Source organism: Nocardiopsis sp. KDC1DS13DA1, from assembly GCF_055632325.1.
The window spans coordinates 122,107-142,344 of record NZ_JBVMUY010000031.1 but is presented as its reverse complement, the minus strand read 5'-3'; the positions used below and the strand labels follow the sequence as shown (position 1 = coordinate 142,344).

The following is a 20,238-nucleotide window of genomic DNA, read 5'->3' as shown; positions in this document are numbered from 1 at the left end:
CTCCGGTGCGCTTCACGCGGGTACCGCGCCGCGGGTGGCGGGCGGGCGAGGCGGGCCGTGTGGCGGGGAACGGGCGGCGGAGGCCGCCGAGGGTGAGGCGTCCCCGTCCGGGCGCCCGGCCCCGGGCCCAAACGAAGCGGGAGAGCAGGACGAACAGGGCCTAGCCGTCCTCGTCCGGGTCGCTCGTGAACGCGGCGATCGCCTCGGAGGCACCCGGCCCCGGTTCCAGGACCGACCGCAGCGCCCACACGATCGCGCTCTCCCCGTACCCGTCGAGGTCACGCAGGGTGAGACCGTCCGCATCCACCGGGGCGGCCGAGCCGGGGACGTACTCGTGTGGCATCGACAATGTCCTTCCGACCAGCGAGAAAGGAGAGAAAGGTCGCGTCGGCGCGACGGCCGTCCTCCTTTTTCTTTCTTCGGTTGTCCATGGAGTTTCTACCACCGGCCTGTCCTTCCCTAACATCTTCGCCTACTCTGAGTGCGTATTCGCACTTCCCCGCACCCGACGACCGAAATCCCCGACTCGACGCCAGGAATCTTCCGAAACCAGTCCAGAATGCCTGGTGGGGACGATGTGAAACCGGAGGACATCGCGTGAGCGCTTCCACGCACCACTCCCCGCGCTTCCCCAGGGTCTGGGGAAGGGTCCCGCCGCAGAACAAGAACTTCACCGGCCGCGCCGAGCAGCTCCAGGACCTGTACGAGGGGCTGCGCGGCCGGGTGACGGCGGTCGTACCGCACACCCTCCAGGGCTACGGCGGCGTCGGAAAGACCCTGATGGCGGTGGAGTACGCCCACCGCTACCGGGAGGAGTACGACCTGGTCTGGTGGATCATGGCCGACCAGCCCGGGCTCGTCCGCTCGGCGCTGGCCCACCTGGCCCCGCACCTGGACCTGCCCGGTCCCGGCCTGACCGGTGTGGAGGACGCGGCCAACGGGGTCCTGGACGCGCTGCGCAGGGGGGAGCCGTACGCGCGGTGGCTGCTGATCTTCGACAACGCCGACGAGCCCGAGGACCTCACCGACGTCATCCCGCAGGGGCCCGGCCACGTACTGGTCACCACCCGCAACCACCGCTGGGAGGCGGTGGCCCGGACCGTGTCGGTCAACGTCTTCCCCTCGCACGAGAGCGTGGAGTTCCTCAAACGGCGCATCCCCCGGGGGATCAGCATCGAGGACGCGGTCGAGCTGTCGGACGCGCTGGGCCACCTCCCCCTGGCCCTGGAGCAGGCCGGAGCCCTCCAGTCCGAGACGGGGATGTCGGCGCGCGAGTACATGCGGCTGCTCTCCGAGCGCACCGGCCCCCTCCTGCGCGAGGGCAAGCCCCCGGAGTATCCGGAGCCGATGACCGCCGCCTGGCAGCTGTCGGTGGCCAAACTCCAGGAGAACCTGCCCGAGGCCATGGAACTGCTGCGCTGCTGCGCGTTCTTCGGGCCCGACCCCATACCCCGCGACCTGTTCTTCCCGGTGGAGGGCGGGGAGATCCGGCCCGAGCTGGCGGAGCTGATGGCCGACCCCATCCGGCTGAGCCGGGCGATCGGCCAGCTGGGGCGGTACGCGCTCGTACGGTTGGACAACGCCAACCGCACCATCCAGGTCCACCGGCTCATCCAGGCCCTGCTGCGGGAGGAGCTCGACCCGGCGATGCGGGACTCGATCCGCGCCGAGGTGTGGTCCCTGCTCAGCGCGTCCGCCCCGGAGAGCCGGACCGACCCCGCCGCGCAGGCCCGCTACCAGGAGCTGCTGCCGCACGTGGGCCCCGCCCGGGTCGCCGAGAGCACCCGGCCCGAGGTGCGCAGGTTCGCGCTGAGCATGCTCAGCTTCCTGTTCGTGGTCGGCAACTACGAGACCGCCAGCCGCTACGCCCGCGTGTTCATCGACCAGTGGGTGGCCGACTCCGGGGACGAGGACCCGCACGTCCTGGAGGCCCAGCGCCTGTACGCCAACCGGCTGCGCGACCTGGGCCGCTACCAGGAGGCCCACGACCTCAACCGCGCCATCCTGCCGAAGGTGCGCCGGACCCTGGGGCGCACCCACGGCGAGACCCTCAACGTGCTGTCGGGGCTGGGGGCCGACTACCGGGCGCGCGGGGACTTCTGGCAGGCCCGGGAGCACGACGAGGAGACGCTGCGGCTGCACGAGGAGACCCTGGGCCCCAACGAGTCGGCGACCCTGCGCGCACTGCACAACCTGGGCATCGACTACGCGCTGACCAGTGACTTCCCCGGTGCCCAGGCGCGGCACGAGCGCGCGTACATGCTCTACAAGCGGCGCAGCGCCGCCCCCGGGTCACCGGTTCTGCTGTCGTTCTGGCACGGACTGGCCCTGTCGGTGCGCCTGGCCGGGGACTTCACCGAGGCCTGCGACCTGGGCGAGGACGCGCTGTCCTACGGGCGCGAGCAGCTGGGGGTCGAGCATCCCAGGACGCTGCGCACCCAGATGGACCTGGCGATCGCCCGCCGCATGTCCGGTGAGTTCGAGGAGGCGCTCGAACTGGCGCTGGACGTGCACTCGCGCTACCTGCGCCTGTACGGGATCGACCACCCCGAGACCCTGGCCGCGGCGATGTGCCTGACCCACATCTGGCGGATGACCGGCGAGCTCACCGGGGCGCTGGAGCTGGGCGAGGACACCGATGTGCGGTACGTGCGGGCGTACGGCCCCGAGCACCCCTACAACCACGGATGCACGAGCAACGTCGCGCTGCTGTTCCGGCTGCTGGGCGACGCTTCGAGGTCGCGCTCGATGAACGAGTCGGCGCTGGCCGCCCTGGACGGCAAACTGGGCCGCGACCACCACTACTCGTTGGGGGTGGCGATCAACCTGGCCAGCGACCTGGCGGCGCTGGGCGAGACCAAGAACGCCGTGCGGCTGGGCCGGGGCACCCTGCGCCGGCTGCGCGCGCTGCTGGGCGACGACCACCACAACACGCTGTCGTGCGCGGCCAACCTGGCGCTCGACCTGCGGGAGGAGGGCGTGGCGGAGGAGGCCGACACCCTGGCGGAGACCACGCACACGGCGCTCGTGCGGACGCTGGGCAGGGAGCACCACCTCACGGTGGCCGCGCGGCAGGGCGGCAGGATGATCACCGACTTCGACCCGCCGCTGCTGTGAGACGGGATCCGGAGGCGGGGCGGCGCGGACGGCCGCCCCTCTCCGCTCCGGTCAGCACGGTCGGACGGTGGCGGCGGTGCGTCCCGCTCTCCCGGGGACTGCGTTGCGGGCGCGCCACCGGTCCCGGTGGCGCCGTACGGCCGCGTCGGCCGCCTCGGCGCTCCCGTGGGGCACCTCCTCCTCCAACCAGGAGGAGAGCGTCCGTTCGGTCGCCGCCAGGAAGCGCGCTCCGTCGGGGGTGAGCCGCCCCGACCCGGCCACCGTGCGCGCGGCCTCATGGGCGGCCGAGCGCCAGTGCGCGAAGTCGGCGTGGGCGCGCCGGGCCTCCTCGCCCCGGGCCACCAACCGGTGGCGGCGCCAGAACCCGGCCACCCCCAGGTGGGCGTAGACCCCCTGGAGGAGCCCGGACACGGGCCTGGGGTCCGGTCGCCAGGGCGCGTAGTAGGTGCTGCCGTCGTCCGGGAGGGTGAGCGGGACCAGGTCGAGCAGGGCCATGAGTTTGGCGTGCTGCACCTCGTGCGCGAAGGCCAGCGCGAACAGCACCGGGTCGGGTGGTCGGGACAGGCCCAGGGCACCGAAGGCGTGCCGGGCGGTCGCGCTCGTGTGCGCCCCGCCGGGCGCGGTCATGGGGGTGAGGGCGACGACGGTGTCGGCGGCCTCCTCGGCGATGGTCCAGTGGTGGGTGACCAGCAGTTCCCACGCCTCGCGCAGGCTCGCGCGCCACTCCCCGGCCTCGCGCCCCGTCAGTCGGCGGGCGGCCAGGGCCGCGCCGGGGAGCCGGTCGGGGTCCTGGTCGTCCAGGAGCAGGTCGAGGCGTCGCCCCGCGTGTTCGGCCGGCATCCGGCGCAGGGCGTGCCACCCGGGGGCGTCCTGGTGCGGGTCGTCGGGGACCGCCACCCGTGTGTGCCCGCGCGAGAGCAGCGCGCGGCCGCCCGCCGTCTCGACGACGGCCGTGTCGCCCCCGCCCCGGCCGAGCAGGGCGCGGCCGAGGGCGGGCAGCGGCGCGGTCGGCCCGAACAGGGGCACCTCCAGCCGGGCGTCCAGTCCGGTCCGCAGGGCGGCCGCGGCCGCGAGCGACGCCAGCGCGCCGACCCTGGGCTCCTCGTCGCGGCGGCCGTCCAGCGCCAGGGCGGTGCGCCGCGCCCACACCCCGACCGACGGGTGGCGCAGGACCGCGGCCGCCGCGGCCGGGTCGGCCTCCTGCGCGGCGGCGAGGAGGTCGTAGGCCGCCCGGGCCCGTGCCGCGTCGGGGTGCCGGCGGGCGAGGGCGGCGTCCAGGACCCGGCGGACCAGGAGCAGGTGTTTGGCGTACTGGGCCCGGCGCAGGGGGCCGGTGGCCGCGTGGCCTCCCGCCCCCCGGGCGAGCGCGTCGAACACCGCCTCCGGGAGCGGTCCTTCGGGGAGCATTCAGCGTCCTTCCCGTAGGCGTGCGACGTCCGCGGCCACGGTCGCCCGGACGTGCGAGATGAGCCGGTACAGGTCCTGGCAGTACACCGAGGGGTTGCGGAAACCGGACCCGCTCCGGTACCGGTGCGGGTACAGGCCGCCGCCGCACACGCGGGCGAGGGGGCAGGCCGCGCAGGCGGGGGCCAGGGCGCGGGCGCCGATCTGGCGCGCGGCGACGGACGGCAGGTACAGGGCCTCGTCGAAGGTGTGGGTGAGGGTGTGCAGGGGCGTGGCGGCGGCGCCGTCGTAGGCGGACCTGAGGCTGTCGACCTGTTCGACGGAACCGTCGGTCTCCACGACCACGAGCGCCGCGGGGGACAGGCCGACGCTCTCGGTGCGCGAGGGCCGGCCCAGGACCAGGCGGATGACCTCGTTGAACAGGCGGATGTTGGTCTCGCGTTCGGGTGCGTGGTACCAGCGGTCGAAGACGGTGACGAGCCAGGAGCCGTAGGCGGTGCCGTCCGGCCTCCAGCCGGGCGGCGGGGCGTCCCAGTTGCCGTGCGGGAGGAGCAGGTCGACGGTGGGCGGGGCGAACTCCAGGAGCGCCTCGTAGGTGGTCACGGGGTCGGACTCCAGGTCGACGGTGGCCAGGAGTCCGCTCATCAGGTGGCGGTGGCGCGGGGAGCCGAGCAGTTCCAGTCCGGCGCGGACCTCGGCGTGGGTGCCGCGTCCGTTGGCGCGGCGGCGGTGCCGGTCGTGGTCCTCCTCCGCTCCGTCGACGCTGACGCCGACGCGTATGCCGAGCTCGTCGAACAGGTCGAGGAAGTGGGTGTCCAGGAGGACGCCGTTGGTCTGGAGGCGCAGGTCGACGTGGACGTCGGGTTCGGTGGCCTTGCGCAGGACCTGGGCGGTGTGGCGCAGGTGGTCGAGTCCGACGAGGAGCGGTTCGCCGCCGTGCAGGATGACGTCGACCCGGCCGCGGCCGTGGGCGCGGGCGTGCTCGGCGATCCGCTCGGCGACCCGCTCGACGACGGGTCTGGCCATGCGGCGGGGCTGGTCCCGCCACCCCTGGTCGGCCATCTCGTACATGTAGCAGTAGTCGCAGGCGAGGTTGCACCTGCTGTGCACCTTGAGGACGAACTCACGGAAGGGGGTGGGGCGCCATCCCCGGGCGAGCAGGTCCTCGACGTCCAGGGTCTGGGGCCATTCTCCGTCGGTCCGCGTGCGTTCACGGATCCGTGTTCCTCTGTTGTCGGCGCTCCGTGCCACGCTGGTGTCCTCCTGGGGGCGAGAGCACACGCGAAATACCCGCGAATATCGTGTTTGTTGTGATATGTACTCTCTCGGAGAGTGAGCAAACCTCACCCGACCCCTCCGGGCGGCCCCACCCGCACGATCCGCCCCCGGAACGGACGCGGACCCCGGCGCGACGGGCGGTTCCACCCCTGGTTTCCTTCCCCGGCCACGGCCACCGCACGCCGCACCGCGGGGCATTGGCCGGTTTCGGTCACCACAAAAATGATTAACACCCCTTTTCTTGCGGTAGCACCGGATTCGGCATGGTTCACACCACAAATGCGGTGCGTCGGCACACGCCTTTACCATCGCCTTTCACCGGGCACCCGCCGCGACCGGGAAAAGGCCCCGGCACGGACACCGCGGGACGCGGGGAGGACACGGCCGGCCGGCGGCGGGAACCGCCCCGGCGCTCGGGCCGCGACCGAGGCCAGGCACTGACCAAGGTCCCGATTTTCGGTGTTCTCCCGCGCGCGGGCGGTCGACGGGGTTAGCCTGATCCCATCCCAGCGATCCACCCTCGGTGATGACGATATGACCGAACGCATCCTTTCCGCCGTCGACGCGTGTCTGGACTGGGCCCGGGGGCTCGATCCACCGGTCACCGTGGACGCCGACGCGCTCCTCTTCCTCCTCATGGCCCACCGGGACGCCGGGGCACCCGACCCCGGGGACTGGACCATCGCCGACGTCCACGACATCGCCCGCACCGTCCGGGACTGGGACCGCGTGCCGGACGCGCTCCGGGACACCTGGCTGACCTGGTGCGACCACCTCGTCGAGCGCGGCGGACTGCTCTCCTGCGAGGGTCCGCGCAGGCTGCGCGCGACCATCGCGGCGGTCGACCTGGCACCGGGCGGGCCACCCGCGGCCCCGGTGGCCGCCGGACACCGCGACGACGAGGTCGTCCTGCCGCTCCTGGACCGCCTGGGGGTCGGCGAGGACGGCTCCCCGGACCCGCTCCCGCCGATCGTCCCCGCGGCACCGCGGGACCTGGGAGCCGCGGCGAGGTCGTGCCCTCCCCTGGCCGAGGCCGCACGGCTCACCGCGTGGGTGGGCGAAGGCCGGCCCCTGGACCCCGCCCTGCCCTACGACGCGCTGACCCGCCAGGACACCGACGCCGCCGCCGACGCCCTCGGGGTCGCCCCGGACGAGGTGCACCGGATCCTGCGCACGGCCAGGGAGGCGGGGCTCCTGCGTGCGACCTACGCCCGGGTCCTGCCCGGGCGCGCGGCCCGCGCCTGGGCGCGGGGCGATCCGGGCGCGGCGGCCGACGCCTGGGCGGACGCCCTGCTGTCGATGACCGGACCGCGCGGACTGACCGCCTTCCTCGTGCTCACCGACCTGTTCGTCCGCGGACGCGCCCTGACCCCGGACCGCCTGGTCGAGGCGTACGGGCCGGGGATCGCACTCGGCCGGTGTCCGGCCGGGCCCGCCGAGCACGTCCGCTCGGTCCTGGACACACTGGCCGGTCTGGGCGCGGTCGAACGGCTCGGCGACGACGGCTTCCGCGTCACCCCGCTGGGCGACCACTTCGCCGTGCGGCAGCTGCGCCACTCGGGCGCCGACGTCCGGCTCGCTCCCCCGTTGGAACACATGGAGGCCGAGCACGTCCTCACGCTCCTGGAGCGGGGGCGTCCGGTGGACACCGAGGACCTCATGCGGCGGTGGACGGCCGCACGCGACGCCCGCACCGCGGCCCGGGAGCTGTTGGAGGCCTCCGCCGAACCGCGCGCCTGGCACCGCAGGAACCTGGTCGCCGCCGCACTGGCCGACCTGCGCGCCGACCTCACACCCGTGCTGAGCATGTACGTCCACCACCCCGTCCTCGGCGGTTGGGCGCGGCGCCTGCGCGGTACGCACACCGAACCGCCCACGTCGCACCAGGTGGTGTGGGCCGTCCTGGACAGCTACGCGATCCTGGTCGAGTCCGGTCGACCGCTGCCGGACCGGGACCGGGAACGGTACGCCGAGTGCGCCGAACAGCTCACGCGCACGATGTGGCTGACGGGGCATCCGGCCGCCGGGACCGTGCTCGACCGCCTCGCCGACGGCGCCCTGGGCGAGCCGCTGGCCGAGGCCGCCCGCCGGGTGCGGCCGGTCGGCTGCTGAGTGTCCGCGGGGCTCCCCGGGGAGCCCCGCGGACCGGGGCGGCCCCGGTCCGCGGGGCTCAGTCCTTGAGCTCCAGTTCGTAGACCTGGAGGTCGACCCCGGGCAGAGGTGTCCAGTCGCGTTCGGGCACCCGCGTGAAACCGCGGGCGCGGTAGACGAACTGGGCCGCGCGCATCTGCGGCAGGGTGGACAGCACGATCCGGACCACACCCTCCTCGCGGGCCCGTTCCACGAGCGCGTTGACCAGGGCGCGGCCCACGCCGAGCCCCCGCGCCTGGGGGGCCACGGCGAACGCCCGGATCTCGGCCTCGTCGGCGCTCCGGGCGACCTCGCTGTCGGGCGACCACGGCTCGTACATGATCGTCCCCAGGAGCCTCTCCCCGTCCACGGCCACCAGGACCTCCCCGGCTCCGTCCGCGCCCAGCAACCGGAGCGTCCCGGCGTACTCGGGACTGGACTCCAACAGGCCGTCGGCGAGGTAGGCGGTCACGCGCAGGTCGCTGACGGCGGTCATCTCTTCGGGCAGTACTCGACGCACGATCATGGACATCATTCAACCTGTCTTAGCAAGGAATCCCCGTCCTACAGCGGAAAGAATCGCCGTACGGACCGCGTCGAGCGCTTCGACACGCGGGAACCACCCGAACCGGGGCGCCTGCGGTCGCGGAGTGCCCCACCCCCGGTGCGGGATGTCGGTGCGTCCACGATGGCCGTGGCGGGGTTGCCGTGGGACGCGGGGCAGCGGTCATCCGCCCCCGGCGGCTCCTGGGGGCGCGGGTCGGGGGTTCGCGGGTCACGTGTGGGGGCGGGAGGCCCCGCCGGGTACCACGGGGGTCAGGTCCCCTCGATGGACCCGCACTCCCAGTCCTCGTCCTGCACCCTGTCACGGGCGTTGTCCAGGTCGTAGGCGTCCTCGGGCCTGCCCTTGGGCCGCTCGCCCTCGGGGGCGTACCTCTCGTCGGGGTAGGCGGGGGTCCAGGTGGGCTGGTCCGGGAGACAGTGCGCCGGTCCGACGAAGCGCGTCCAGTTCGGCCAGGCCTCCCACGTGCCGTCCCCGAGGTCGTAGAAGGACAGTTCGCCGAGGTGCGAGGTGACCAGGCGGACCGACACCGGTTCCCCGGGCCGGGCGACGGGGTGGACGATCGTGTACTCGGTGCGGACCGCCAGGTAGTCCAGCCCGTTCGGGTCACGCGCCTCCTCGGCCCACATCCGGCCGTCCACCTTGACCACGTCGCCGATCGGTTCGGCCGTACCGGGGGTGAGGTTGAAGGGGATGCTCCGGGTGTCCAACTCCGGGTCCTCGTGTCCGTGGTTGTCCAGGTACCAGTCCAGTGCCTGGCCGGTGAGCAGGGACGTGAACGCGCTGTTGTCCCCGTCGAAGACCGCGTCCTGGTCGAGGTAGAGCGCCGCCATGACGTCCTGGGCGGTCTCGTAGGCCTCGCGGACGCGCGCCTGCGGGTAGGGGCCGACGGCGCCGACGTCCTCGGGGACGCCGAAGCCCTCGGCGTAGTCCTCGGCGTCGGTACCGCCGAAGGGGTCGTCGCGGTCGACCTCGTCGAGGACGACGATCCCGTTCTGTTCGAGCGCGTCGTCGGCGAGGTCCTCCAGGAGGGTCTCGGCCGGGGCGCAGGCGGTGAGGCTGAACGCGGCGGCGAGGAGGGCGCACAGGACCGCGGATGGGTGTCGTGACATGGGGGATGCCTTGCGTTATGGGAGAAATGAGATGTATCGACCATTTTTATCAGTGCGGAGGGACCCCGAACGGGATGGTCCGCAGGACCGCGACCGGAGATCTGCGCAACGCGCCACACCCGCGACCAGGAGGGGACACGGCTCCCTGGACGACCACCCCCGCCGGCCCCGCACCCGTCATCCGCGTCCGCGACCGCGCCGTGCCCGCCGCGGCCCGCCGCCCCACCCGCCCGGGCGCTTCCTCCACGGGCGGGGTGACCGGCCCCGGTACCAGGCATCCCAGGCACGGGGCCCGTTCTGCCCGACCTCCGACTGCCCCGCCCCCCGAGGCACGCTCCTGACGACCGCCCACGCGCCCCCGTTGGGGCCGCAGGGATCCCGACCAGAACTTTCCATTGACAAGTTACCCCCGCACGGGGGTATCTTTCCATTGGCAAGTTCCCTCGCCGCGAGAGAATCTTTCCACCGGAAAGTTCAAGAAGGAGTCACTGTGGAACCCCTCATCACCCTTGTCGGCGTCACCCTGGCCCTCGGGGCCGCCGGAGCGCTCGGCGTACGTCGGCTGCGCCCGTGGCCGGTCGCCCTGCGCGGCGGTCTGGCGGCGATGTTCGCGCTCACCGGCACGGTCCACTTCGTCGGAATGCGCGAGGAGCTCATCGCGATGGTCCCGCCCGCGCTGCCCGCCCCGGGCCTGCTGGTCACCGTCACCGGCGTCCTGGAACTGCTCGGAGCCGCGGCGCTGCTGTGGTCCCGGACCGCCCCCTGGTCGGCCGCCGGCCTCACCGCCCTGCTCCTGGCGATGTTTCCCGCCAACGTCCACCTGGCCCTGTCCGGCGCCGACGTGCCGCTGCACCAGGAGCTCCTCCCGCGCACCGCGATGCAGGCGCTGTTCCTGGCCGCGACCGTCACCGTCGTGGTCGCTCACCTTCGCAGCCGCGACCACGCCCGGCGGCCGGGCTCCGGGGCCGACCGGTCAGGTGTCGGTGGCCAGAGCGCGCGCCCAGTCCAGTAGCCTGCGGCGCCGGGCCCGCGCCGGGAGCTCCACCGCCGGCCGGTGGTGTCCGGTGGAGGCGGCCGCGTCGGCGCCCGGCCGTGCGTCGGGCCGGCCGGTGCCCGACCCGGGGCCGGTGTCGGCGGCGGGCGCCCCCGTGTCGGGACCACCCCACGACGCCGGGACGTCCGTGTCCGCCATGAGCAGGGCCGCCTCCTCCTCCAGCCTGCCGTCCCCGAAGCGCCCGCCGCCCCCGCGCACACACCCGGCGAGCGCCCTGCCCAGAGGGCTGAGCGCGCCCTGCGCGGCCACGCCCAACAGCTCCGCCTCGTGCAGTGAGTGGACGAACGCCTCGACCACGGCACCGGAGTCCCCGGCGGCCGGCCGGTACCACAGTGCCGACCGGACCAGCCAGAACAGTCCCGGGGGCAGGCTCCGGTCCTGGTCCTCGACGACCCCTGCGGCCAGCAGCGGACCGGACGTGACCCCGCTCCCCAGCCCCTCGGGGAGGGCGCCCAGCGCCAGGACGAGGGCGCAGCGCAGCGCGGCCGCGCCCGGCAGGGTCTGCGTTCCGGGGATCCCCGCCTCCGACTCGTCGGGGTTCCAGGTCGGCACCCCGGGCAGCCGCAGCCACGCCTCCAGGAGCGGAGCGACCCGTCCGGCCGGGTCGGCGTTCCTCCAGGCCGGGGACCAGTCGGCCGCGGTGATCCGGCGCCCGTCGCGCACGAGCAGCCCGGCCTCGTGGGCCGTCTCCAGCCACAGCCGGACCTGGGCGTCACCCTCGCCCAGCGCCCGGGCGAGCCGGGTGTGGTCCCCGGCACCGATCCCGACCACCCGGTGCAGGACCAGGGGGCGGGCCGCGACCTCCGCGACCAGCCGGTCGACCGCGCCCAGTGCCGTCGCGACCGCCGCCCGCGCCTGGTCCCGCACGGCGGTCGCGTCGGTGGGCAGGCCCACGGGCTCGGGCGGTGTGGGGGTGAAGGGAAGGGGGCCGCTCTCCCGGACGGTCGCGGCCACCTCGCGCGGCGGCATGACCCTGGCGGGACCGACCGGCACCAGGAGGCCGCGTTCGGCCAGCCAGTCGGTGTCCGGATCGCCCGAGCCCTCCGGGCGGATCCGGTAGCGCGACCTTCCGTCCTCCTCGAAGCAGTCCGTGGCCAGGACCCGTCCCCTGGCCGCGAGTTGACGTAACAGGGTGAGGGCCCCCTCCGGGGCGGTGTCGAGGAGCACGCGCACCCGGTCGGGGTCGGTCAGGCGCGCGACGATCGCCCTGCGCACCGCGGCGGGCTCCCGTGTGGGGTCGGCGCCGAGCGCCAGGGCGACCCGGTGCAGTTCCGTGGCGGCCAGGACCTCGGTGAAGGCGGAGAGGACCCGCGGCCCCCAACGGTGGACGCCGAACGCCTCCACCAGGCCCAGCGCGAGATGGTAGTGGTCGTCCCCCGCGGGCCAGACGAGGGCGCGCCCCTGCAGTTCGCCGAGCGCCGCCTCGGCGGCGCGCCGCCCGGTTCCGTGCCAGGTGCCGATCCGGGCGAGGAGTTCGGCGCGGTGCAGCGGCGGGGCGGTGAGCCCGTCGGTGCGGCGCGGTCTCCTGCCGTGGCGCAGGGAGGCGGCCCGCGTCCTGGCGGCGACGTCCGCGGCCGCGACGAGCAGGTCGCACTGCGCGGCCGTCAACGCGTCGAACACCCCGGTGCGGGCCACCGCGCTCGACGCGTACGGCAGCGGATCCCGCCGGGCGTCCTCCTCCACTCCCTCCACCAGCTCACCGAGGATGTCGGCGAGCCGGTCGACCGGCAGCGATCCGAGGTGCTCCCTGAGCGCAGTGAGACGATCCATGCACGCAACGCTAGTACCCCCCGTCCCCGGCGGGGGCCGAACGGGCGGACCCGGCGAGCGGGTGTGCCCGGGCGCCGGATCCCGGACGGCTAGGGTGTCCGGCATGTCATGTCACCGAATGCGACCGCGGCCCGGTTCGACGATCACCGCCAAGGAGGCCGTGTGAGGAGGAACGTCCTGGTCACCGGGGCCTCCCGGGGTATCGGCAGGGCGGTCGCCCTGGCCTTCGCGGAGCAGGGGGACCGTGTGGTCGTGCACTGCGCGAGCCGCCGGAGCGAGGCACAGACCACACTGGAGCGGCTGCCCGGAGAGGGGCACGTCCTCGTCCAGGCCGACCTCGCCGCGCCGGACGGGGCCGCGTCCCTGGTGGAGCAGGCGGTCGGGCGCACCGGAGGGATCGGCGTCCTGGTGAACAACGCCGCGCTCAATCCGGCGCACCCGGTCGCGTCGACCTCCTTCGACGCGTGGCGCCGGGCCTGGCGTTCGGTCATGGACGTGAACGTCTTCGGCGCGGCCGACGTCAGCTACCTCGTCGCACGGCACATGATCGACCAAGGCACGCGCGGACACATCGTCAACGTCGGATCCCGGGGCGCCTACCGCGGCGAACCCGACCACCCCGCCTACGGAGCGAGCAAGGCCGCCCTGCACTCCCTGGGCCAGTCGCTTGCGGTCGCGCTGGCCCCGCACGGCATCAGCGTCGCCTCGGTGGCGCCGGGCTTCGTCGAGACCGAACGCGTGGCCGACCGCCTCACCGACCAGGTCCGGGCCGACAGTCCGTTCGGCCGCGTGGCCGAGCCCCGGGAGGTCGCCGACGCCGTGCGCTACCTGGCCTCCCCCGGAGCCGTGTGGAGCTCGGGCGCGGTCCTGGACGTCAACGGGGCCTCCCACCTGCGGTGAGGTGGGTCCGGACCGGTGGCGCGGGTATGTCCGCGTGGCCGGTTCCGGCCACATCCGGGGGCCGTCGGTCACAGCGTCAACAGTTACAGCAGGCGCAGCAGTTACAGCAGGCACAGCATTCACAGAAGTTGGCCCAGGCATCGCGCGGCTTGCCCGACCACGGCCCGGGGTGGGGGTCCCGGCAGCAGAGCTGACAGGTGCAGCACATGAACAGCGCGACCGCGCACCCCGACAGGACGCCGCGTCTGCGGGGCGGGTGCGACCAGGCGGGGGTGTCGCACGAGCAGGATCCGCAGCACCCGCTCCTGTCCGACTTGTCGGAGGATCCGCCGGAACCGTGGTGACCGCCACCGCCGGCACCACCTCCACCGAAGCCCACGCCGTTCCCGGGCCGGTCGTGGTCCCCGTGTCCCCCGGCGAAGGCGTGGTCGCCGCCGCCGTCACCGCGGTCGGAGCCGCGCCACTGGTTCGGGTCGCCGCGGTGGGGGTGCTGCTGGTACGGCGGGTCGCCGCGGTGGGGGTGCCGGTGCGGCGGGTAGCCGTGGCCGGGATGTCCCTGCCCGGGGTACCCGGCGCGGGTGAAGGTCCGGTCCACGGCGCGGTGCAGCTCACGGACCAGGAGCGCCCGGACCAGGCGGTCGTCGGTGAACTCCGCCTCGTCCAGGGCCAGCCGGACGCCCAGGACGGCGTCGTCGCACAGTTCCCGGGCCCGGGCGGGCCCGGTCCCGGTGGCCGTGAGCGGGTTCCAGGCGTCCTTGGCCGCGTCCTCCTCACGGTCCTCGACCGCGTCCAACAGGTGCGCGACCCGGCCGAACAGACGTCCCGCCTCACGCAGCGGCCCGGCGTTGGCCCGACGCCCCGCCAGAGCCGCGGTGTGGGCGAACGCCGCGCCGGTGGCCTCCTCCGTGGGCCGGGTGACCGTCAGGATGTCGGTTCCGCGCCCGGCCGTGAGCTCCACCTCGCGCTGCCGGTCGACCACCGCCATCAGCCCGGCGCCGTCGAAGCCGAGCCGGTCACCCGACGCCTGGGCCGCACGCCGCCAGCGCTCGGCCACCCGCCCCGCGAACGCCCGCACGCCGCGCCGGGCGTAGGGGCCGTCCCCGTCCTCGATGTGGTCGGTGATCTTGGCCGAGGCCAGCATCAACGACACCGACGCCGCCAGGTGCGCGCCGGAGCCGTCGGCGACCTCGGCGCCGCGCATCCCGCGCAGGGGGCAGGGACCGGCCGCGCGGGTGCTCGCGCACTCCTCGGACTGGGCCGCGGCCAGGACCGACACCACCAGCCCGTCGTAGTTCGTGGCGATCCGGGAGGTCTGCCCGTGATCGTCCCGCAGGGCCAGGCACAGCCCGCACATGTGGGACATCCACTCCTCGGCGAGTCCGTCGGACAGGGTGTGCCGACAGGGGCGCAGGATTCCGAACACCGGCCGCTACCTCATCTCGTGCTGCCGCGGCCACGGCGTGCCCCGGCGGTCTGGTACGTGCGGGGAGGTTCGACCCCCCGCACCCGTCGCCAGGTTCCCGACCGGCCCCAACTTTCCGGTATCGATCGGGCGGCGGCCGCCGGATCGCGCCGTGGTCCTCCCGGACGGCCACGGCCGGATGCGGCACGACCGCCGCGGCGGGCCCCGCGGGCGGCTCACGGAGGCGGGGGGATCACAGGCGCCGCGGGATGCCGTGGAGCGGGGCGCGGGCACCCCGGCCCGGTGCACGGCGGACGACGGTGCGGTCCACGCGCCGCCGCCCGTCGGGACCGGCCGCTACCGGATCTGGCCGTCGATCCGCTTGCACTCCTGCAGCGTCACGGTGTCCTTGTCCAGGGCCTCCGAACAGGTGGCGGCGCAGATCAGCAGACCCCAGAACGAATCCGTCGACCCGCACCGGACCTCGACCGGCTCATCCGGGGTCTGGGCGTACGCCGCCCCCGGGACCAGTCCGACCACGACCGCGATCGCGACGGTCCACAGTGTTCTCCGTACGGACATGCCTTCTCCTCCGAAAGCCGACTCGTCATAACTGTCGGAGATCAGACAATGACACGAGGTCATGATCTTTGGGGAGGCACGCCCGAGCTACACACAATCGTGTCCCCGTCCCGTCCCCGCCCCGCGAGCACTGCGTAGGGTGGTCGCCGTCCGCGCACACGGGAGGGACCTCAGTATGAGCCTGGTCGCCATCAGCGACCTCCACGTCCGGCACGGGGAGAACCGCGCCTTCACCGAGGCCCTGCGCCCGGAGTCCGACGACGACTGGCTCCTGGTGGCCGGTGACGTCGCCGAGACCGTCGACGACCTCCTGTGGGCCATGGAACTGCTGGCCAAGCGGTTCTCCACGGTGGTGTGGGTCCCCGGAAACCACGACCTGTGGACGGTGCCCACCGATCCCGTCCGGCTGCGGGGCCTGGCCCGCTACGAGTACCTCGTGCGTGCCCTGCGCGACCTGGGCGTGCACACCCCGGAGGACCCCTACCCGGTGTGGGAGGGCCCCGACGGTCCGGTCGTGGTCGCCCCCCTGTTCCTCCTGTACGACCACACCTTCCGTCCCGAGGGCGCGCGCACCAAGGCGGAGGCCCTGGCGGTCGCCCACGCAGCCGGGGTGGTGTGCACGGACGAGCACCTGCTGCACCCGGACCCCTACCCCGGCCGTGACGCGTGGTGCCGCGCCAGGCTCGACCACACCCGCAGGCGCCTGGACGCCCTGCCGCCGGACGTGCCCACGGTGCTCGTCAACCACTGGCCGCTGGTCCGCGAACCCACGCGTGTCCTGCGCTATCCCGAGTTCGCCCAGTGGTGCGGCACGGAGGAGACCGCCGACTGGCACGTGCGCTACCGGGCGCGTGCCGTCGTCTACGGACACCTGCACATCCCCCGCACCATCGTGGTGGACGGCGTGCCGCACATCGAGGTGTCCCTGGGCTACCCCCGCGAGTGGGGGCCCCGGCCCGCACCCCCGGAGGGCCCGCGCCGGGTGCTGCCGCTCCGCCGCTGACCGCCCGGGCTGCGGGTCGAACCGCCCGGACCTCGACCGTGCGGCCGTCGGGGTCGGTGAGTACATGGCGTCCGGGCGCGAGCGGAGGACGGGCCGAGGCGCCCTCGACGCCCACACCCAGCCGGACGGTACCGGCGGGCCGGTCGCGGGCGGGGTAGATCTCGGACACGGCGCCGTCGTCGCGCACGGCGGCGTGGTGCTCCGGGCCCCGTCCGTGCTGTTCGCGCTCCAGGCGCAGCCCCAGGGCGGAATGGACGTCGCGGCACTCCGCCACGCGCCCGGTGTGGAGCACCAGGAGGGTGAGACGCGCGCTCGGCGTCGCCGTGAAGGCTCCTTGCCGGTCCACCGGCCAGGCACCGGCCAACCTATCGGCGCCCCGTCGGCGCCGCGACGGCGGTCGGCCCGCTCAGACCGGGTCGGGCCGGTGCGCGACGTGGTCCGGCACCTCCAGACCCGGCGCGAGCGCGGGGTCGGGCTCGGGCTCGCCGAAGACCTGCCGTACCGGCAGGACGCCCGCCCACACCGGCAGCGCGTGGTCCTCCTCGTCGTCGGCGGGCGGGCCGGTGCGCACCTTGACCGACGCCTCCTCCAGCGACAGCGCCAGCACGCGCGTGGCCGCCATCTCCCTGGCGTTGGGCCGCCGCGCCGCGTCCCACCGGCCCGGCGCCAGCTGTTCGGTCAGCGCGCGCAGCCCCGCCGTCCGCTCGTCCTCGTCGGTGACCACGCGCGGTGTCCCGTAGATCATGGCCGAGCGGTGGTTGACCGAGTGGTGGAACGCGGAGCGCGCCAGGACGACGCCGTCGAGCAGGGTCACGGTGACGCACACCTCGCCCGGGACGCGCAGCGACCGCGCTCCGGTGGATCCGTGCAGGTAGAGGGTGTCACCGATGCGCCCGTACCCGGTGGGGACCACCATGGGCGCCCCGTCCGCGACCACTCCGAGGTGGCAGACCAGTCCGGCGTCCAGGAGGTCGTACAGTGCGGCGCGGTCGGTCCTGGCCTTGTGCTTGGCCCGGCCGAGCCGGGTCCGTTCGGTGGTGGAGAGCATGCTCCTACGCTAGGCAGAAGTGGATACCCAGACCATGTCCACTTCTGACCCGAAACGGGAGACCACTGTGGCCCGGCACCTCACCGACCTGCCCATCGACCTGGACCGCGACGGCGCCTCCCCGCTCACCGCGCAGTTGGCGGACGCGTTGCGCGGGGGCATGGCGCAGCGCTACCTCCGGCCCGGCGAACGCCTGCCCTCCAGCCGTGCCCTGGCCACCCAACTGGGCGTCAGCCGGACCGTGGTGACCGAGGCCTACCAGCAGCTCTACGCCGAGGGCTGGCTGGAGGGACGGCACGGTTCCGGCACCTTCGTCACCGACCACGGCCCCCTGCCCGCCGTCGCCCCTCCCCCGGTCCGGCCCTCGGCTCCGCGCCTGTCGCGCCCCGAGGCCAGGCGGCGGGGGCTGGTCGACCTCCGGCCGGGCGCCCCGTGGGTGTTCGACATCGACCGCGCCGCCTGGCGCCGGGCCTGGCGGCACGCGGCCGAGGCGCCCCTGGACGACGACCCCGACCCGCGCGGACTGCCCCGTCTGCGCACTCTGCTGGCCGAGCACCTGCGCCGGGCGCGCGGGGTCCGGGTGGGACCGGAGAACGTCCTGGTCACCCGGGGCACCGGCAACGGCCTCGACCTGGTCGCGGCGACGCTCCTGGGTCCCGGCACACGTGTGGGGGTGGAGAGCCCCGGCTACGCCAAGGCCCACCGCGTCCTGGGATCGCGCGGGGCCGAGGTGGTCCCCTGCCCGGTCGACCACGAGGGGATCCTCACCGACGACCTGCCCTCCGACCTGTCCGTCGCCTACACCACGCCCGCCCACCAGTACCCGTTGGGCGGGCGGCTGCCGATCCCGCGCCGCGAGCGGCTCCTGGCGTGGGCGCGGACCACCGGGGCGACGGTCGTCGAGGACGACTACGACGCCGAGTTCCGCTACGACGTCGCGCCCCTGCCCGCCCTGTACGGCCTGGACCCCGGCAGGGTGGTCCTCCTGGGCACCCTGTCCAAGACGCTCTCGCCCGACCTGGGCATCGGGTGGCTCGTCGCCGAACCCGGCCTGGTGGAGCGGGTGGCCGGGAACCGCGCCGACCTGACCGACCGCACGAGCGGTCCCGCCCAGGCGGCCACCGCGCTGTTGCTGGAGCGCGGTGACCTGGACCGGCACCTGCGCCGCATGCGCCGGGAGTACGCCCGCCGCCGCGGGCTGCTGGTGGAGTACCTGGGGCCGAGGCTGACCGGGGACACCGCGGGGCTGCACGTCCTGCTCCCGCTGCCCGCCCGCGCCGTGGCCGGGGTCGTGGACGCCGCGGCCGAACGCGGCGTCCTGGTCGTGGACACGGGCCACACGAGCCCCGGCGCGCCCACCGTGCACGGTCTCGTCATCGGTTACGGCTCCGCCACCCTGTCGCAGCTGCGCCGCGCCTGCGAGGTCCTCGTCGACGTGCTCGACCGCCACGTCTGAGGGGACGGCGCGTCTGGAACCGGCCGGGGCGCGTGGGATGCTCGCCTCACCGGATCCGTGCTGACACGATCGGTGTCGGTACGCCGTCGGGGGAAGGGGTGGTCGGGTGACGGACGTGATCGCGTTCGCCGTGCTGCTGCTCGGGTACGCGCTGGTCTCGGGCCGTACGCAGGGGACGTCGCTGACGGCGGCGATGGTGTTCACGACCGGTGGTCTGGTACTCGGCGCCGGAGGGCTGGACCTGCTGGGCGGCAGCACCACGGGTACCGCCGTCCGTGTCCTCACCGAGGCGACCCTGACGCTCGTCCTGTTCACCGACGCCGTGCGCATCGACCTCCGGGTGCTGCGACGCGAGTACCACCTGCCCCTCCGCCTGCTCGGGATCGGTATGCCCGTCGGCATCGCCCTCGGCGCGGCGGCCGCCCACGGAATGCTGCCCGGACTCGGCCTGGCGGGCGCGGCGCTGCTGGCGTCGGTGCTCGCGCCGACCGACGCGGCCCTGGGCCAGGCGGTGATCTCCGACCGGCGCCTGCCCGTCCGGATCCGCCAGACCCTCAACGTGGAGAGCGGACTCAACGACGGCATCGCCCTGCCCGCCGTCATGGTGTTCTCCGCTCTGGCCGCCTCGACGGAGGTGGGCGGTTCCGCGTGGTCGTGGGTCGGCTTCGCCGCCGGACAGATCGGGGTGGGGGCACTGGTCGGAGTCCTGGCGGGGGGACTCGGCGCGTGGGCGATCACCCGGGCCGACGCCGCCGGATGGGTCAACGCCACGCACCGCCGCCTGTTCTCGGTCGGTGTGGCCGGACTGTCCTACGCCGGTGCCGAGGTGACGGTGGGCAGCGGTTTCCTGGCCGCGTTCGTCTCGGGCCTGGTCTTCGGGGCGCTGGCCAGGCAGCAACGGGCGTTCGTGCACCAGTTCGCCGAGCGGGAGGGAGAGCTGCTCACCCTCATGACGTTCGCCCTGTTCGGAGCGGTGATCATCGGCCCCCGGCTCGGCGACGTCGACGGCCGGGCCCTGGCGTACGCGGCCCTGAGCCTGGCGGTGGTGCGCCCCGTGTCCGTGGCCGTGGCCGTCCTGGGCGCGCGACTGCGCCCGGAGACCGTGTTCTTCCTCGGCTGGTTCGGGCCACGCGGGCTCGCCTCGATCGTGTTCGCCCTGCTCGTGATCGAACAGGGCGACATCGCCAAGGCGGACCGGATCCTCCTGGTCGCGGGGGTGGCCGTCCTGATCAGCGTGTACGCGCACGGGATCACGGCCGCCCCGTGGGCACGGGCCTTCGGCCGCCGCGCGGGCCGCTACGAACCGACGGCGCCCGAGCACCGGGACGTCACCGTGCACCACCACCGGTGGCACGCCCCCCGGGGACAGGAGACGGACTGACCGACGGCCGTGCGCGCTCCTCCACCGCCCTGTTCCGTC

Annotated in this window: 16 protein-coding genes; 7 read left to right on the top strand and 9 right to left on the bottom strand. The window is 74.3% G+C overall.

What is annotated here, in order from left to right; genetic code table 11:
* Positions 1-160: 160 nt before the first annotated feature.
* Positions 161-343, bottom strand: a complete 183-nt coding sequence (locus tag ACTVAJ_RS20930; protein WP_470389906.1) for an FxSxx-COOH cyclophane-containing RiPP peptide — start codon at positions 341-343, stop codon at positions 161-163.
* 254 nt (positions 344-597) lie between these two features.
* Here ACTVAJ_RS20930 and fxsT point away from each other — a divergent pair, with 254 nt between their 5' ends.
* Entirely contained in the window at positions 598-3,117 is a 2,520-nt protein-coding gene (fxsT, locus tag ACTVAJ_RS20925; RefSeq protein ID WP_470389905.1) for an FxSxx-COOH system tetratricopeptide repeat protein, read from the top strand.
* 51 nt (positions 3,118-3,168) lie between these two features.
* Here the strand turns inward: fxsT and ACTVAJ_RS20920 are convergent, their stop codons facing one another.
* Positions 3,169-4,524: an aKG-HExxH-type peptide beta-hydroxylase gene (locus ACTVAJ_RS20920; protein WP_470389904.1), complete on the bottom strand. Its 1,356-nt coding sequence runs from the start codon at positions 4,522-4,524 to the stop codon at positions 3,169-3,171.
* Entirely contained in the window at positions 4,525-5,697 is a 1,173-nt protein-coding gene (locus ACTVAJ_RS20915; RefSeq protein WP_470389935.1) for an FxsB family cyclophane-forming radical SAM/SPASM peptide maturase, read from the bottom strand. It abuts the gene before it with no gap.
* A 636-nt stretch (positions 5,698-6,333) separates the two neighbouring features.
* Between ACTVAJ_RS20915 and ACTVAJ_RS20910 the strand changes: the two genes are divergently transcribed.
* Positions 6,334-7,911, top strand: a complete 1,578-nt coding sequence (locus ACTVAJ_RS20910; RefSeq protein WP_470389903.1) for a hypothetical protein — start codon at positions 6,334-6,336, stop codon at positions 7,909-7,911.
* A 58-nt stretch (positions 7,912-7,969) separates the two neighbouring features.
* Here the strand turns inward: ACTVAJ_RS20910 and ACTVAJ_RS20905 are convergent, their stop codons facing one another.
* Positions 7,970-8,425 (bottom strand): GNAT family N-acetyltransferase, encoded by a 456-nt coding sequence (locus ACTVAJ_RS20905; RefSeq protein WP_470389934.1) that lies wholly within the window; start codon positions 8,423-8,425, stop codon positions 7,970-7,972.
* A 320-nt stretch (positions 8,426-8,745) separates the two neighbouring features.
* Positions 8,746-9,603, bottom strand: a complete 858-nt coding sequence (locus tag ACTVAJ_RS20900) for a hypothetical protein (protein WP_470389902.1) — start codon at positions 9,601-9,603, stop codon at positions 8,746-8,748.
* Positions 9,604-10,093: 490 nt separating this feature from the next.
* Here ACTVAJ_RS20900 and ACTVAJ_RS20895 point away from each other — a divergent pair, with 490 nt between their 5' ends.
* Positions 10,094-10,615: a DoxX family protein gene (locus tag ACTVAJ_RS20895; protein ID WP_470389901.1), complete on the top strand. Its 522-nt coding sequence runs from the start codon at positions 10,094-10,096 to the stop codon at positions 10,613-10,615.
* On the opposite strand, the gene ACTVAJ_RS20890 is transcribed toward ACTVAJ_RS20895, so the two are convergent.
* Positions 10,577-12,427, bottom strand: coding sequence for a hypothetical protein (locus tag ACTVAJ_RS20890; RefSeq protein ID WP_470389900.1), 1,851 nt, complete (start codon positions 12,425-12,427; stop codon positions 10,577-10,579). The genes ACTVAJ_RS20895 and ACTVAJ_RS20890 overlap by 39 nt on opposite strands.
* Before the next feature lie 162 nt (positions 12,428-12,589).
* Between ACTVAJ_RS20890 and ACTVAJ_RS20885 the strand changes: the two genes are divergently transcribed.
* A complete protein-coding gene (locus ACTVAJ_RS20885) occupies positions 12,590-13,327 on the top strand; it encodes an SDR family NAD(P)-dependent oxidoreductase (RefSeq protein ID WP_470389899.1) in 738 nt (245 codons plus the stop codon).
* 76 nt (positions 13,328-13,403) lie between these two features.
* Here ACTVAJ_RS20885 and ACTVAJ_RS20880 read toward each other — a convergent pair whose 3' ends face one another.
* Positions 13,404-14,750, bottom strand: a complete 1,347-nt coding sequence (locus ACTVAJ_RS20880) for a DUF5685 family protein (protein WP_470389898.1) — start codon at positions 14,748-14,750, stop codon at positions 13,404-13,406.
* 336 nt (positions 14,751-15,086) lie between these two features.
* Entirely contained in the window at positions 15,087-15,311 is a 225-nt protein-coding gene (locus tag ACTVAJ_RS20875; RefSeq protein ID WP_470389897.1) for a hypothetical protein, read from the bottom strand.
* Positions 15,312-15,486: 175 nt separating this feature from the next.
* On the opposite strand from ACTVAJ_RS20875, the gene ACTVAJ_RS20870 reads away from it, so the two are divergent.
* Complete coding sequence (locus ACTVAJ_RS20870; protein WP_470389896.1) at positions 15,487-16,314, top strand: metallophosphoesterase family protein; 828 nt, start codon at positions 15,487-15,489, stop codon at positions 16,312-16,314.
* A gap of 406 nt (positions 16,315-16,720) precedes the next feature.
* Here the strand turns inward: ACTVAJ_RS20870 and ACTVAJ_RS20865 are convergent, their stop codons facing one another.
* The gene (locus ACTVAJ_RS20865) at positions 16,721-17,362 is read right to left on the bottom strand and encodes a pyridoxamine 5'-phosphate oxidase family protein (RefSeq protein ID WP_470389895.1); all 642 of its coding nucleotides are present in this window, start codon (positions 17,360-17,362) and stop codon (positions 16,721-16,723) included.
* Between the two features lie 67 nt (positions 17,363-17,429).
* Here ACTVAJ_RS20865 and pdxR point away from each other — a divergent pair, with 67 nt between their 5' ends.
* Entirely contained in the window at positions 17,430-18,818 is a 1,389-nt protein-coding gene (gene pdxR / locus ACTVAJ_RS20860) for a MocR-like pyridoxine biosynthesis transcription factor PdxR (protein ID WP_470389933.1), read from the top strand.
* Positions 18,819-18,924: 106 nt separating this feature from the next.
* The gene (locus tag ACTVAJ_RS20855; RefSeq protein WP_470389894.1) at positions 18,925-20,199 is read left to right on the top strand and encodes a cation:proton antiporter; all 1,275 of its coding nucleotides are present in this window, start codon (positions 18,925-18,927) and stop codon (positions 20,197-20,199) included.
* Positions 20,200-20,238: the final 39 nt, after the last annotated feature.